We start from the raw sequence: 15,531 nt of genomic DNA, 5'->3' as shown, positions 1-15,531 counted from the left end.
ATTAGGGTGTGAAGGGCGAGAGCCGTACTCTTTCAACGGATGTTAAAGGGGAGCCCTGCTCATAAGCCGACAGAACGATGCAGCAGCGGAGCCCTGCTCATAAGCCGACAGAACGATGCAGAAGGACTGCGCCGGGCTGTCGGCTTTTCTTGCAGGATCCCCCTTATATTCAAGCCGTATTTTGTGTAGAATGGTAGGATACAATTTATCAGAGAGGTTGTGGTCGCATGGATCCTAAGAATCCTCCGGTTTCTAATTTCATTCGCGCTATTGTCGTCGACGACGTGGAGAGCGGCCGCACGCAGCAAGTCGCAACCCGGTTTCCTCCCGAGCCGAACGGCTATTTGCATATCGGACATGCCAAATCGATTTGTCTCAACTTTGAGCTCGCGGATGAGTTCAAGGGCCGCACGAATCTTCGTTTCGACGATACGAATCCGGTCAAGGAAGATACGGAATTCGTGGAATCTATTCAGGAGGATGTCCGCTGGCTCGGCTTTGAATGGGAAGAGCTGCGATTCGCATCCGATTATTTCGAGGAGTTCTATGAACGCGCCGTCCTCTTGATCCGCAAAGGGCTGGCGTATGTGGACGACTCCACTCCGGAGCAAATGCGCGAGCTTCGCGGAACTCTGACGGAGCCCGGCAAGAACAGTCCCTACCGCGATCGAAGCGTTGAGGAAAACCTCGATTTGTTCGCCAGGATGCGTGCGGGAGAATTCCCTAACGGAGCTCGCGTGCTGCGTGCCAAGATCGATATGAGCTCGCCGAATATTACGCTTCGCGATCCTGTCCTGTACCGGATCTCCCATTCCCATCATCACCGGACAGGGGATGCTTGGTGCATTTACCCGATGTATGATTATGCTCATCCGCTCGGTGACGCGATCGAGGGCATTACGCATTCGATCTGTACGCTTGAGTTCGAGGATCATCGCCCGCTGTATGATTGGACCATCGAGAACTGCGAAATGGAAGCCCGCCCTCGCCAGTACGAATTCGGTCGCCTGAATCTGACCAATACGGTTATGAGCAAGCGCAAGCTCAAGCAGCTTGTAGAAGAAGGCGCCGTTGACGGCTGGGACGATCCCCGGATGCCGACGATCAGCGCGCTCCGCCGCAAAGGCTTCACGCCTGAAGCGATCCGCACGTTCTGCCGTGAAATTGGCGTATCCAAAGCCAACAGCATGGTTGACGAGCAAATGCTGGATCATTTTATTCGTGAGGATCTCAAGCTGAAGGCTCCTCGTACGATGGCGGTCGTTCGGCCTCTCAAAGTGACGATCACAAACTATCCCGAAGGCCAAGTGGAATGGCTCGAGGCCGAGAACAACAACGAGAACGAAGAAATGGGAACCCGGCAGATTCCATTCTCGCGCGAAATTTATATCGAGCAGGACGATTTCATGGAAAATCCGCCGAGCAAATATTTCCGGCTGTTCCCTGGCAACGAGGTTCGCTTGAAGCATGCCTACTTCATCAAGTGCGAAGAGGTCGTCAAGGATGAAGCCGGCAATGTGGTCGAGCTCCGCTGCACTTACGATCCGGAGACCAAGAGCGGAACCGGCTTTACCGGACGCAAGGTCAAAGGCACGCTGCATTGGGTCGAAGCGACTCATGCTGTAGCGACCGAGTTCCGCCACTTCGAGCCGCTGATTACGAGCGAAGCCGAGGAGACCGGCAAGCCGTTCATGGAATGCTTGAACCCGAACTCGCTGGACATTCTGAACGGCTTCGTCGAGCCGGGAATGAAGGAAGCCGCAGCGGGCGACAAGTTCCAATTTTTCCGCCATGGCTACTACAATGTCGATCCCAAGCTGTCCGATCCGGGCAAGCCGGTATTCAACCGGGTCGTTTCGCTGAAGAGCTCGTTTGATCCGACTAAGGGCTGATAAGAGATCTATTGCTTCTATTAAAAGAGTCGTTTGCGTGGGCGTCCTCGGACACCTTGCAAAACGACTCTTTTTGCTTGCCGTTGGAATGATTGGGCATGTGAATGAAAGAGACCTCTGGGGGGAGGCGTGCTGCCGTTACTGATTCTTTCCTAGAGAAGGAGATCAATCTCATAAGAGAATCGGTAGTCTCCGTCCACACGGATAGCACTCCGACAAAACGGTCAGAAAACCAAAAGAGCGGCCCCGAAGGACCGCTCTTTCTACTGGTATAAAGAAGGATTAGTTCGTCAGACCAGAGATAGGCAGGTAGCGTGCGATCAGTGTCGTTGCCTCGGCACGGTTGGCGAAGGAGTTTCCAGCGATTTTCGTCGCGGATTGTCCTTTTACCAGACCGGCTTTGACAGCTGCAGCAACCTCAGCTTTAGCCCATTGGAGATTCGCAACGTCGGTATATCCAGCCAGAGCTGCGTTTGCTTCCGCATCGGACAGCTTCAGGGATTTACCGGCATACTCCGCCGCGCGAACGACGATAGCAGCGATCTCTTTACGCGTGATCGGGCTGTTCGGGTTGAAGTTTCCTTTTTCATCTCCGATGACCAGACCCAGCTCAGCAGCCGTAGCTACCGTGCCAGCGTACCATTTGGAAGATTGAACGTCTTTGAACGTGTAGGTCGAAGACGTTACAGGAACTGCGCCCAGCGAACGGACGACCAGCGCTGCGAATTCCGCACGAGTGATGCTGCGTTTAGGCTCGAACAGGTTTTTGCCTGTGCCTTCAACGATCAGCTTCTCGGACAGAGTCGCGATGTCGTTCTTGGCCCAGTGATTCAACGTGTCGTTGAAACGAACTGTTTTGCCTTGAACGACGGTGTAGATGGAAGCACCGTCACGCTTCAGCGTAGCGATCGTTTTGTTGTCAGCCGTTGCGAAGGTGCTAGGCACGAAGCTCAGCTCTTTCGCAGTCGGGTTGAACATAACGCCCGCTGCCGTTGCGGTAGCTGCGGAAGTCAGAGGAATCGTACGGGATACGAGTTGTCCGAACTTCTCGATAGCCACTTCTTTGCCACCGCCCATTGCTACGACACGGAAGTCGTAAGAATCGGCCAGTTGCGTAGCGCCCAGAGCTTTCACAGCATTCGAAACAGCGTCAGCTGCTTCGCCCGTCAGTTTCTTCATTTCCACGCGGATAACCAGATCCTTCAGCTCAACCCCGAGGGATTTAGCGAGATCTGCCAGTTTCAGAGCGGAAAGAGGAAGCGTGATGGATACGCCTGCATCGTTGTAGATGGTCAGCGTTTTGCCGTTCAGCAGAGCGTCAGCAGGCAGGTACACGGTGTCAAGAGTCGTTTTGATCTTGGCATCGGCATTTGCCGCAAGAAGAGCGATCAGCTGTTCACGGTTGACTTTGCCGTCAGCACCTACCAGGTCACCGCCGGTTACCGGAGGGAAGAATCCTCCCGGGAAGCCGCCGCCTGGTGTGTAGCCGTTGTAGACCAGTTTGCTTACGACACCATTATCAGCGCTCTTGTCGGAGTACTGCAGAGTGTAGTAAGTGGAGTAGGCCACGGATTCGTCCAGATTGTAGTAGTACTTACCGTCGGTGTATGTACTGTAAGTTGCATATACCGTTGTAGGTACCGTCGAGCCTGCAGCGTAGACCTGGATGGCGATACGGTTTTGACCGTCGATGTAGACGCTCTTAGCCGCATATGTATCCGCATCTACGTATACCGAAGCCGTAACTTGGTTGTAATACGAGGAAGCGGATTGGAATCCAGAAGCTGCGAAGGCCAGAATCGGCGACAGAGCCGATACTACCATCATGAAAACGAGCAGAGCTGCTGTTTTCTTTGTAACAAGCTTTTTCATTTTTGTATTTCACCTCCTTTCAAGAGACGTTTTGTAATACGCCTATTAAATCGTAAAGTTTCGAGAATGAGAAAAATGTCTATAATTGTTGAGATATTGTTAATTGTGACGATAGAAGGTATTTAATCACAAATCCCAAGTAAAGTAAAGGGCATATATGGAATTTAAGTAATTATTGGGATTTTGATATGGGTTATGAAAATAACATTCACTCTTCTGCCACTAATTGATTAAGCAGATTCTCTTCGTTTGAATCAGCTTGTATCAATTTTTCTTTCAATGGCTCGTCATTTTGGCCCAAATGATGGAGAGAAGCCAGATAGAAACGAACTGCCTGGCGGGCAATGGATGCTCTCTCGGCTTCTTCGGAAGTCGAGTTGGCTGGATCTGGCACAAGGGAGTCGCTGGTGATCGGTTTCAAAAGATCTACAGCTTCCTGATATCTCTGAGTATGATAGAGAACGATACCTAAACCCTGCCTGCTGATGGGAGCCACATCAAAACGCTTCCCTTGAAGCTGTTCCTTCGGGAGATCCTTAAGCTTGTCCATCCCTGCTAGAATGTCCTGGTAGAGATCTTCGGTACGCTTCCACTTGGCGGCATAGTCGCCGTTGCCGGCTTTCTTTTCTGCCAAGCCGGTCTCAGCATACTGCTTGATGCCCATCTCATAGAGGCTGATATCCCATGGGAATTTAGTCAGACCTTCCTCGATAACAGCCAGGCTCTGGTCACTTTCGCCTTTTATAGCAGAGTTCTGGTAGCGGGCTTGTATTATTTGACGCGAGTAGGGCTCATGAAGTTGCGCTTGCTGGAGAGATTTTTCAGCTTGCATTAAATATTCGGCATTTTTCGTCTGATTGTACACCTGCGTCAGCCAGTCCGCTTTGACCAGAAGATACTGGGTGTTGGACGGAGAAAGCTCGATGGCGCGGTCCAATGGAGGAAAAATCTCCTCGATGGATCGCTGCTCTTGGCCCATTGCTAGTGCTTTGTCAAATTGAAGATAAGATGCATAGCTGCGGTAGGTAATGACACCAATTGAAACGGTGAGAACCATTAGAGCTATGGGATAGATACGGTTTAAGGACGGCTTTTTGAAATGGAAAGCGGGAAGGGCGAGTTCTTTCTCGTATCCTCCCAGCATGCTCCCTAAGCTAAAGAAGAACAAGGCTGCTATGGTGATGTAGCTCATATCGAAGTCAAACAGACTGTGCAGCAGAAGCGATACGGCAAAGATATAGTAGACGAGCTGGTTGCCTCGTTTTTCGGGATGGCGTATCCACGTGCGGATAAATAAGATGAACGCCAATGCGAAGAATCCGAAGTGGAGAACCAAGCCGACGTACCCTGTTTCCACCAGGGTTTGGATAAAGTAGCTATGGGCCTGATTGCTAGTGTATGGATTGCTTTGATACTTCTGGTAGAGAGCATTCCATGCCCCTCCGCCGCCGCCAAGAAGCGGATAATCGGCTGCAATCTTGAATCCGTTCTCGTAGAAGGTGCCGCGCTCCAAGACGCTGTGCTGCTTGAAGCTGATATTTTCAAGACGATCGGCAAGGTTCGGCGGCAGCAGTCCGCGGACCATGCTGCTCGAGAGTACGATAGCGGCACCGCCTGCGGCAAGAATAATCATGGCTGCAGGAGCAATGATATAAGAGAGCTTGCGTTCGGAGAAGTTGTGGAGCTTGCTTTCCAGCCATGGCTCGATCCATCTAGACACTGTCAAGCAGAGAGCGGATGCGACGATAGAACTTCCTATCAATACACCCCATAAGGTAAGAACCTCTGCGCTGCCCATAGAAGCAAGCTTTTCCGGAGGAACTTGGCTGCCTGATTCGTTGAAACGAAGAACCTGTTTAAGAATGGCTGCAGATTTCGTTTCAATGAGACTTAGAATAGAAAAGGATACGATTACGGTCACGACAAGATGAAGGATATAGGCGATTTGCTTGGATAGTCTCATGAAAGGAAGAGTGGCCAACACGGCAACAGGAATGATAACTAGAGCAGCGCGCGAGTAGGTCAACATGAAAGAGATGAATACAGGGACGAGCATGAAAGCATGGATGCCTTTCCACCATGCGTTTTTTGCATGAGTGGCGTAAAAAGCGGAGGCTAGCATGACGGCGATTAGGAGAGCGGCGTAAGTGTTGGGGTATTGGAAGACCGATGTCATCCTGTAGTTCTCCATCTGGAACCAAAGGGCATCCGGGTACCAATGCTGGCCGAATAGATTGAGGATGCCAAACCAGACCAAGACGTATGAGGAACCCATAAGAATAAATTCCAGAGCAACCCTGGTATACTTGCTATCGTTAAAGTAGAGGCCGAACACAAAAAAACCGGCCAGCAAACAGCTGATCATTGTCATGATATTGGCGTAGTTATCAGACACGGCATTTATGGAGGAAAGGGCAAAAGAAAGCGGAAGAAGCCAAATGCCGATGGAAAGGACGGACTTCCAGCTCTTATCCTTCCAGGTTTTGAAGAGTTGAAGGGACATGACGAGAATGAAAATCAACGAGAATAAAGCAGCTCCTACAAGCTTTTTCTCAAATGAAAACCCGTAACCGTTAAATAGCCCTGTTCGGAAGGAATAAAAAAAGAAGAATATTCCTGCCATTAGAATTGCTGCCCACTTCAAAAGCGATACGTCAAATTCTTCCTTTTTGACGTACTTGGGTGGTGAAGGTTGTCGATTCATGGTAAACTCCTTTTTAGTGGCTTGAAAACTACTTTTATTCTATCTAGATGATAGATAAAGATCAAAGATTTCTTTGGCTGCGAAGTAATGGATTCAACTTACATATTTGGCGGTGTTTTTTATAAAAAAACTGTTATTTAAAGGGATATACAAAATAGCCCTCGGATTAAAGACAGTAGTCAGACCTCTTCTCTCTCCCGAACAGCGGCAAAAGTTCAAGAAAATGCTGCTGAAAAAAGCCTATCCTCTTAAAAACAACGAATCCTCGAGTAAAAAGCATTTTGCTGGGAATTTCGGCGTCAATCTGATTGGATATGCAAGAGCCGAGATGGGCATTGGGGAATCTTGTCGTATTGCTGCCAAGTCTTTGGATGCAGGGAACATTCCATTTGGAATTCTCAATTATACCGGGACCAATAAAGCGAGAATGGGCGATCTTTCCTGGGAGCACAAAGAAATCGGCAAGCCTTCTTATATGTTCAACGTCTTTCATCTTAATGCCGAACAAATGATGGAAGCTTACGCTCACTATGGGGATCGTATTTTCAATGGGCGGTACAATATTGGATTCTGGCATTGGGAGCTTCCTGAATTCCCCGACGAATGGCTTGAAAATATGAATCTAGTCGATGAAATCTGGGTGCCTTCGACCTTTGTGGCCGATTCAATCGCAGCCAAAAGCCGTGTACCTGTCGTCAAGATTCCGCATTCGATTGAAGTGAAGATAGAGGAGCCCCGATCACGAGAGTATTTCGGGCTTCCGCAAGACCCTTTTTTATTTTTGTGCATGTATGACCTTAAGAGCTATCAGGAACGAAAGAATCCAATGGGCGCGATCAAGGCTTTCCAGGCGGCTTTTGATCGGAATGATGATTCGGTCGGGCTGGTTGTCAAAGTCAACGGTCTTCACGATGGGGACAAGGATACCGCTGTCCTGAACGAGATTGCCGCTGGATACCGAAATATCCATTTCATCAAGCAGACTCTGTCAAGAAGCGACACGAACGCTCTCCTTCAAGCCGTCGACAGTTTCGTATCCTTGCATAGAAGCGAGGGCTTCGGATTGGGACTGGCGGAAGCCATGTACTTGGGCAAGCCGGTCATCGGCACGGGCTGGTCCTCGAACATTGATTTCATGAACGCCTATAACTCCTGCATCGTGGACTATGAGCTTATCCCCGTCGGGCAGGATCATGGGCCGTACAAAAGAGAGCAGCTATGGGCGGAGCCCAATCTCGGCACGGCGACATCTTATATGGGCAAGATCTTCCATGACGCAACGTTTCGCGAACTAATTGCGTCAAATGGACAGATAACGATACGGGAGGAGTTTTCTCCTCATGCCGTAAGCAAGAAAATCAAACGACGGCTCGACTACATCAACCTATGGAATTCCGGAGGCTTGAAATGACGATTACATGCGTAATAATGGCCGGCGGCAAGGGAGAGCGCTTCTGGCCCAAAAGCCGGACGAATTTGCCGAAGCAGTTTCTGAATATATCCGGGAATAAGTCCATGATTCAGCAATCTATCGAACGTTTGGAGAAATGGCTCCCGATTGATCAAATTTTCGTCGTAACCAATGAGTTGTATGCAGAACTTATCCATGTACAGATTCCGCACCTGCCTAAAATGAATATCATCATCGAACCTGTGGGCCGCAACACGGCGCCATGCGTAGGGCTTGCCTCCGTTCTTATTGAAGAGCGGTTCCCGGACAGCACCATGATCGTAATGCCTTCCGACCACATTATCGAAGATGCGGATGGTTTTATTCGAATTCTGCAAACCGCCGTCGAGGTGGCTCAGGAGAACAGCAACCTTGTTACCCTGGGAATCAAACCTTCTTACCCGGAAACAGGCTACGGGTATATCGAGTGCACAAGCAACACTCAAATCGTAAACAGCTTTGAGGTACATAAGGTGAATCAGTTTGTCGAAAAACCGGATTATGCCACGGCGCAAAATTATGTGGAATCAGGCAATTACTTATGGAACAGCGGAATGTTCGTCTGGAAAAACTCCACTCTTCAAAGCTACATCAAAGCGTTGATGCCTGAAGTTGATGATATTCTTCAGACGATCATGGCGGTAACGGATTCAGAGAAGCGAAATCAGGCCATTCGCAGCGAGTTCGTTAAAATGCCCGACCAATCGGTCGATTACGGAATCATGGAGAAGGCGGAGAATATTTACGTGATTCCGGTTTCTCTGGGTTGGGATGATGTCGGATCATGGACGGCATTGGATCGTATTAATGACAAGGACAATGACGGCAATGTAATTAAAGGAAACATCTTAAATATAGCAACGAAAAACTGTATCATCGAAAGCGACGGCAAGCTGATTGCAACGCTTGGCATTGAGGACTTGATTGTGGTGGATACGGAAGATGTAACTTTGATTTGTACTAAAGATAAGGCTCAGGAGATTAAATCCCTGCTGAAGGCTTTGAGAGAACAAAAACGAGTAGAGTACCTTTAAAGGAGATTAGTGCTGATGACAAAGCGTGCATTTGTTACTGGAGTTACGGGGCAAGACGGGTCATACCTTGCTGAATTATTGTTGGAAAAAGGCTATGAGGTTTTTGCCCTTCGCCGTCGTACAAGCACTCCAATCATGGAGAACATTGAACATATCAAAAACGAGATTGAATTTATCGATGGTGATTTACTTGATCAAGGTTCGCTGATTAATGCAATGCGGATTTCCAATCCGGATGAAGTCTATAATCTTGCAGCCCAATCTTTTGTAGGTACATCATGGACTCAACCGGTCATGACCGGTCAGTCGACAGGCATTGGCGTGACGAATATGCTTGAGGCTGTCCGCTTGACGAAGCCGGAAGCGAGGTTCTATCAGGCATCAAGCAGTGAAATGTTTGGCAAGGTCATGGAAACCCCGCAGAAGGAGACAACTCCGTTCTATCCACGAAGCCCTTATGGTGTAGCCAAGGTCTACGGACACTGGATTACGGTCAATTACAGGGAATCTTATAATATGTATGCATGCTCGGGTATTTTGTTCAACCATGAATCTCCTCGGCGAGGCGTTGAGTTTGTCACTCGCAAAGTAACGGATGCCGCGGCCAGAATCAAGCTGGGACTTCAAAATGAGCTTCGTATGGGCAATCTTGATGCCAAGCGGGATTGGGGTTTTGCTGGAGATTATGTTAAGGCTATGTGGCTGATGTTGCAGCAAGAAGTGCCGGACGATTATGTCATTTCGACAGGGGAGATGCATACCGTTCAGGAATTGGTTGAAATCGCCTTTGGCCACCTGGATCTTAACTGGCGTGATTATGTAGTCATCGACGAGAAATTTGTTCGGCCTGCGGAAGTGGATCTTTTATTGGGCGACTGCACGAAAGCAAAGGAAAACCTGGGTTGGAAGCTTGAGGTTGGGTTCGAGAAATTGGTAACCATGATGGTCGAAAGCGATCTTAATCGGGTAAGCAGACTGGTGAAACCATGAAAAAAGCCCTTGTGACAGGAGCAGGGGGTTTTGTTGGAAAATATCTCGTTGAAATCCTCCTGGAGCGAGGATTCGAGGTTTACGGTACAACCCGTAACTCTGATGGTGAAATAGATGGATATCAGACACTTGCTTTTAAAGATGAAAGTGAAGTCGCTCGGCTATTGGATAGGATTCAACCGGATTATATTTATCATCTATCCGGTCAAAGTTCCGTCAGGGATTCCTGGGACAACAAGGCTTATACGTTTGAATCCAATGTATTGAATACGATTCATTTGCTGGAAGGCGTATTGAAAAGCTCGATAAAAGATAAGGTCAAAATATTGTCGGTCGGATCCTCCGAAGAATACGGCTTGGTCAATAACGAAGAGTTTCCGATTATTGAAGAAACTCTTCTCAAGCCAATCAGTCCATACGGCATATCAAAGGCTGCCATATCGATGTTCGCCATGCACTATTATAAAACATATGGAATGAAGATCATTCATGTGAGGCCGTTTAATCATATCGGCCCTGGCCAGAAAATGGGTTTTGTCGCTTCCGATTTCGCAAAGCGCATCACAGACATAGAACAAGGGCTGCATGAGCCCGTACTGACTGTAGGCAATATAACAACACAACGCGATTTCTTGGATGTCCGTGACATTGTCGAGGCTTATCTGGCTCTCATGGAAAAAGGGCGTGTGGGTCAAGTCTATAATGTTTGTTCCGGGGTTCCATTCAGCATTAATGACATCCTTCAGTTTTATATTCGTCAATCTTCAATCAAAATTGAGGTCAAGCCTGATGCGGCTTTAATGAGACCTGTTGATTTTCCCGTTTATGTGGGGTCAAATCAAAAGATCATGCAGGATACAGGGTGGGAACCTCAAATACAAATGTCGAAAACCCTCATGGATATCTTGAATTATTTCCGTGCAATAAATTTGAAAGATAAGGTGAGCGGATAATATGTACCATCGGCTGCAAGAGGTATATCAATATCGGCAAATGCTGAAAAGCATGGTTCTTACCGATTTACGGACTCGTTACAAAGGGTCCGTACTCGGTTTTCTTTGGACATTTATTAATCCTCTGCTGATGCTTGTAATCTATTCCGTCGTCTTTTCCTCTATTATGAGAATGAATATCGAGAACTATCCCATGTTCTTGTTCGTCGCTATTCTTCCCTGGATCTTCTTTTCTACCTCCGTCCAAAACAGCGCGGGAGTTGTGCTGCGAAATAACAGTTTGGTCAAGAAGATCTACTTCCCTAGGGAAATATTACCCATCTCTGTTGTAATCGGCGGAATCATCAATTACTTGTTCGGTTTATGTATCATGATACCGGCCTGTCTTTTGTTCGGAGTGCATATGACGGCAGCTGTCGCCATATTCCCGGTCCTTCTTATCATACATGCATTTATTACGCTAGGAATATGTTTCATTATTTCTGCGTTGAATGTTTATTTTAGAGATTTGGAACATATCATTTCATTCTTGCTGCAGTTCGCCTTCTACCTGACTCCTATTATTTTCAGCGTTGCTTACGTACCGGCTAAATTCCAATATCTCTATAAAATAAATCCTCTGTCCTTCATTATTGAATCCTACAGGGATATTTTTTTCTTCGGTGTCTTGCCCCAACTGGACAAGCTCTTCATGTACGGAGTGGTCTCCATTATCGTGCTAGCGGGCGGATGGTCTATTTATCATATCTTGCAAAGAAGATTTGCTGAAGAAATTTAAACGAAATCTATCACATAGGGTGTGAAAATGTGATTTCCATAAAAGTTGATCGTCTCTCCAAAGTGTTTATGTTAAACACGGGAAAGAGAGTGACGTTGAAGGAGAAAATTATTTTTGGTAATCGTACTCCTGCCGACGAATACTGGGCATTGAAGAATGTCAACTGTGAAATAGAACAAGGAAAGACAGTGGGTATTATCGGCCGGAATGGCTCTGGCAAAAGCACCTTGCTCAAGATGATGACTAAAATCATGTATCCGACCGAAGGCCAGATTACGACACAAGGTAAGGTATCCAGCTTGTTGGAGCTGGGAGCGGGTTTTCATCCTGATTTCTCCGGCAGGGAAAATATTTACATGAATGCATCCATTCTTGGTTTTACAAAACGCGAAATAGACGGGATGGTTGATGATATCATCGCTTTTTCGGAATTGGAGGATTTCATTGATAATCCTCTTCGAAGCTATTCTTCCGGCATGTATATGAGGTTGGCTTTCTCCGTTGCGATAACCGTAGATCCGGATATTTTATTGATAGACGAAATTTTATCGGTTGGAGATACAGCGTTTCAACGGAAATGCATCAATCGATTGAAGGAATTGAAAAAACGGAACAAAACCATTGTAATCGTATCTCACGATAATAACACACTGGAAAGTATGTGTGATGAAATTATATGGTTGAAATTTGGAGAGGTCTATAAAATTGGGAAGACGAAAGAAATCATTCGTGAATATCTCGATTACATGGAGCAAGAGGATGGAAAGAGGCATAACGCGGAACGTCTGATCCAAGAGGAAGCTCGAGCTCAAGCTGAAGCAATCCAGGACGAAGGTGGCGTGGAGGCTCCGATTATCGTAGAGGCAGAAAAAGTGAACACGGAAAAACGTTGGGGAAACGGAAAAATCCGCATAAGTGCGGTCAAAGCCTATGACCTTTCGGATAAAGAAACCTACACGTTTCAAAGCGGTGATGGACTGCGACTTGAAATTCATTACCAAATGAATGAAGATGTGTCGGATGTGGTTTTTGGGTTTATGATCACGACCATGGACGGAATCACCTGTTACGGCTCAAATACTGACATTGATGATTACTCCTTGATGTTGAAGAAAAAAGGTGTCATTCATTGCCGGATTAGCCAGCTGCCTCTTGTAGCAGGTACTTATCTATTGGATTTTGCATTCCACCAAGTTGATGGGACTGCTTATGATTATTTCACAGGAGCGGCTTCAATCCACATTTCTTCACCGCTGCATGATACCGGAATCGTTAAAATTCCGCATCAGTGGTCTCAAAACTAGAGGTGACCTGTTAATGAAAGTGTTAATGGACGGAATGCCTTTGCTTGGCAGGAAAACGGGCATTGGATATTACGTCGAGAATTTATATCGGCATGTCTCGACGGATCCTGATGTAGAACTCGAGCTCGTCTGCAATGGATTTGGGTTCTCCAAGGAAATGAAAACGGAGACGCATACACTGCGTAAAGCGCCATTTCCCTATGATCTTTATCGGACAAAATTCCATAATAAGTTTTTGTATAATACCTTCCACATTGAGCGCTTCATGGGAAGGTTTGATGTGTTTCATGGGACAAATTATGTTCTTATTCCTACGAAAAGGGCAAAGAAGATCGTCACGATTCATGATTTGTCCTTTGTGAAATATCCGCAATTTGTTCCGAAAATCATTGTCGACCATCATACGGAATGGTCTAGGTACGCTGCCAAAGAAAGCGATCTAATCATTGTGGATTCCTTTAGTACGGGCAATGATTTGCAAGAATATTTCGGCGTAAAAGAAGACAAATTGGTTTGCGTTCACTTGGCCGCATCATCCAGATATTGTCCAAGGAAAAAGGCGGAAGTGCAGGATGTACGAGAAAGGTACAACCTGCCTGAACGCTTCATTCTTTTTGTAGGGACTATTGAGAAACGTAAGAATGTTCTGAATTTAGTAAGGGCCTTCGCTCAAGCTAAGCGAAAGGATTCGATAGCAGAAAAGTTGGTTTTGGTCGGAGGAATGGGTTTGGGGCATGAAGAGGTCTTGGACGCCGTAGAGAAGCTCGGTATCCAGGACGATGTTGTTTTTCCTGGTTATGTGAGAGACGAAGATCTTCCCAAGCTCTATAATTTGGCCACTCTATTCGCTTATATTTCCTATTATGAAGGATTTGGGTTGCCCCTGCTTGAAGCTTTGCAGTCCGGTGTGCCAGTCATATCGTCTACCTGCTCTTCTCTTCCGGAGGTCGTAGGATCCGCTGGCATACAGGTAGAACCTGATGATATTGATGGAATCGCCAAAAGCATTACTGATGTCCTCTCAAGCAAGGAAGCCAGGGAAAGAATGATTCAAGAGGGCTTAATACAGGCATCTATCTTCAGCTGGGAGAGAGCAGCGAAAGAGACGATTGAAACCTATAAGAGAATATAGGAGCTGACAGACTTGAATAAATCCAACCTTCCGAATATTCGTCCCGAGGAGTTATTAAATCGAATCAACCGGGTCATGAATCTTCAAAGCCATAGCCATGGAACGGACTCCTCCCGCAGTTCATCCGTAGGGGAGGTTAGTTATACCCTACTGTCCCTGCCTAGGATTACGGAGCAGGTCAAATTACCGCAAAAAGATAGCTACGAACTGTACGAACTGATGTGTTTCCATGATGAGCAGTTCGTACGGGCAGCCTATTATGCTCTGCTGCGGAGAAGCCCAGATGAATCCGGATTAAAAAGTTTTCTCGAACCTCTTCGCAGAGGCATCATTACCAGAATGGAGATTCTAGCGAGGCTGCAAAACTCCGATGAAGCGAGAAGATATGGTGTCCGAATTCAAGGGATCAAGAATAGCCTTTGGAAAGGAAGGCTATCAAGACTACCCTTGATCGGTTATGGGATAAGATTGATTTCTGCGCTAGTCAATCTTCCTCGGTACATGCACCGAATACAGGAGTCTGAGGCTTTTACCGACGCGAGATTCTCATCCCGAGATTATCACGTGGATCATCTTGCAGAAAAGCTGGAGGAGTTTTTAGCGTTCACCTCCTCATCGCAACACCAGATTCAATCCCAGCTGGAAGATTCTATTCTTAAGCTTCAACAACTGGATGTTCATACCAACAGACAACAGGAGGATATCGCCTCCAAATTAGATCCCCTTTGGACTCACCACTTAGATCATGATGGTTCCAAGTTCTCGGCTCTTTACGTAGAGTTCGAGAATCAATTCAGGGGCTCCAGAGCAGACATCAAATCGCGACAGGAAATATATTTGCCTTATCTAAAAGGTGTTTACGAAAAATTGCCTAGCAGCAGGGTTATTGATCTCGGTTGCGGAAGAGGCGAATGGCTCGAGCTTTTAACCGAACAAGGCTTTGTAGCAGAAGGAGCGGATCTCAATCCGGCTATGGTAAGGGAATCTCAGAGGCTGGGTCTAAAAACCACAGAAATGGATGCCATTTCTTATTTGAAGAAACAAAAGGATTCAAGCATCGGCGCAATAACCGGATTCCATATCATTGAGCATATTCCTCTCAATATTCTCATTACGCTCTTTGAAGAATGTACGAGGGTGCTTAAGCCAGGGGGAATGATTGTTTTTGAGACTCCGAACCCGGAAAATATCCTGGTGGGAGCATACAGTTTTCACTTTGATCCGACTCATCAGAAGCCGCTCGTTCCGGATGTGATTGAGTTCATAGCCAAGCAAAAAGGGTTTGTTGATACCGAGATTCTGCGCCTGCACAAGCGCAATGAGCCGGACTACATCAAGCATCGCGACATAGATGAGATTTTATATAAAGCTAGCATGGAACAGGATTTTTCCATCATAGGATACAAACCCGGGATTGAATAG

The 15,531-nt window shown here is 46.9% G+C and carries 11 protein-coding genes; 9 read left to right on the top strand and 2 right to left on the bottom strand.

Features of this window, described 5'->3' with window-relative positions:
* Positions 1–227: 227 nt before the first annotated feature.
* Entirely contained in the window at positions 228–1,892 is a 1,665-nt protein-coding gene (locus VE23_RS15060) for a glutamine--tRNA ligase/YqeY domain fusion protein (protein WP_049868424.1), read from the top strand.
* Positions 1,893–2,174: 282 nt separating this feature from the next.
* On the opposite strand, the gene VE23_RS15055 is transcribed toward VE23_RS15060, so the two are convergent.
* Entirely contained in the window at positions 2,175–3,764 is a 1,590-nt protein-coding gene (locus VE23_RS15055) for an S-layer homology domain-containing protein (protein ID WP_021878612.1), read from the bottom strand.
* A 208-nt stretch (positions 3,765–3,972) separates the two neighbouring features.
* Positions 3,973–6,468, bottom strand: a complete 2,496-nt coding sequence (locus tag VE23_RS15050) for an O-antigen ligase family protein (protein ID WP_049868423.1) — start codon at positions 6,466–6,468, stop codon at positions 3,973–3,975.
* 223 nt (positions 6,469–6,691) lie between these two features.
* Here VE23_RS15050 and VE23_RS15045 point away from each other — a divergent pair, with 223 nt between their 5' ends.
* The 8 genes from VE23_RS15045 to VE23_RS15010 all read left to right on the top strand — a co-directional run bounded on the left by VE23_RS15045 (position 6,692) and on the right by VE23_RS15010 (position 15,531).
* On the top strand, positions 6,692–7,879 hold the full coding sequence (locus tag VE23_RS15045) for a glycosyltransferase (protein ID WP_232316962.1): 1,188 nt from the start codon (positions 6,692–6,694) through the stop codon (positions 7,877–7,879).
* Positions 7,876–8,952 carry a mannose-1-phosphate guanylyltransferase gene (locus VE23_RS15040; RefSeq protein WP_049868421.1) on the top strand — a complete coding sequence of 359 codons (1,077 nt, stop codon included), beginning with the start codon at positions 7,876–7,878 and terminating at the stop codon, positions 8,950–8,952. Before VE23_RS15045 ends, VE23_RS15040 begins: the two co-directional genes overlap by 4 nt.
* Before the next feature lie 15 nt (positions 8,953–8,967).
* Entirely contained in the window at positions 8,968–9,942 is a 975-nt protein-coding gene (gene gmd, locus VE23_RS15035) for a GDP-mannose 4,6-dehydratase (protein ID WP_049868420.1), read from the top strand.
* Positions 9,939–10,895 (top strand): GDP-mannose 4,6-dehydratase, encoded by a 957-nt coding sequence (locus tag VE23_RS15030; RefSeq protein WP_049868419.1) that lies wholly within the window; start codon positions 9,939–9,941, stop codon positions 10,893–10,895. The genes gmd and VE23_RS15030 overlap by 4 nt, the downstream gene beginning before the upstream one ends.
* A 1-nt stretch (position 10,896) precedes the next feature.
* Positions 10,897–11,673: an ABC transporter permease gene (locus tag VE23_RS15025; protein ID WP_049868418.1), complete on the top strand. Its 777-nt coding sequence runs from the start codon at positions 10,897–10,899 to the stop codon at positions 11,671–11,673.
* Between the two features lie 95 nt (positions 11,674–11,768).
* Entirely contained in the window at positions 11,769–12,977 is a 1,209-nt protein-coding gene (locus tag VE23_RS15020) for an ABC transporter ATP-binding protein (RefSeq protein WP_442950538.1), read from the top strand.
* A gap of 13 nt (positions 12,978–12,990) precedes the next feature.
* Positions 12,991–14,109 carry a glycosyltransferase family 4 protein gene (locus tag VE23_RS15015; RefSeq protein WP_049868416.1) on the top strand — a complete coding sequence of 373 codons (1,119 nt, stop codon included), beginning with the start codon at positions 12,991–12,993 and terminating at the stop codon, positions 14,107–14,109.
* Positions 14,110–14,121: 12 nt separating this feature from the next.
* Positions 14,122–15,531 (top strand): methyltransferase domain-containing protein, encoded by a 1,410-nt coding sequence (locus VE23_RS15010; protein ID WP_049868415.1) that lies wholly within the window; start codon positions 14,122–14,124, stop codon positions 15,529–15,531.

The organism is Paenibacillus sp. D9, from assembly GCF_001188365.1.
GTDB lineage: Bacteria > Bacillota > Bacilli > Paenibacillales > Paenibacillaceae > Paenibacillus_O > Paenibacillus_O humicus.
The sequence above is the reverse complement of the archived record's forward strand: the minus strand, read 5'-3'. Positions and strand labels throughout refer to the sequence as shown.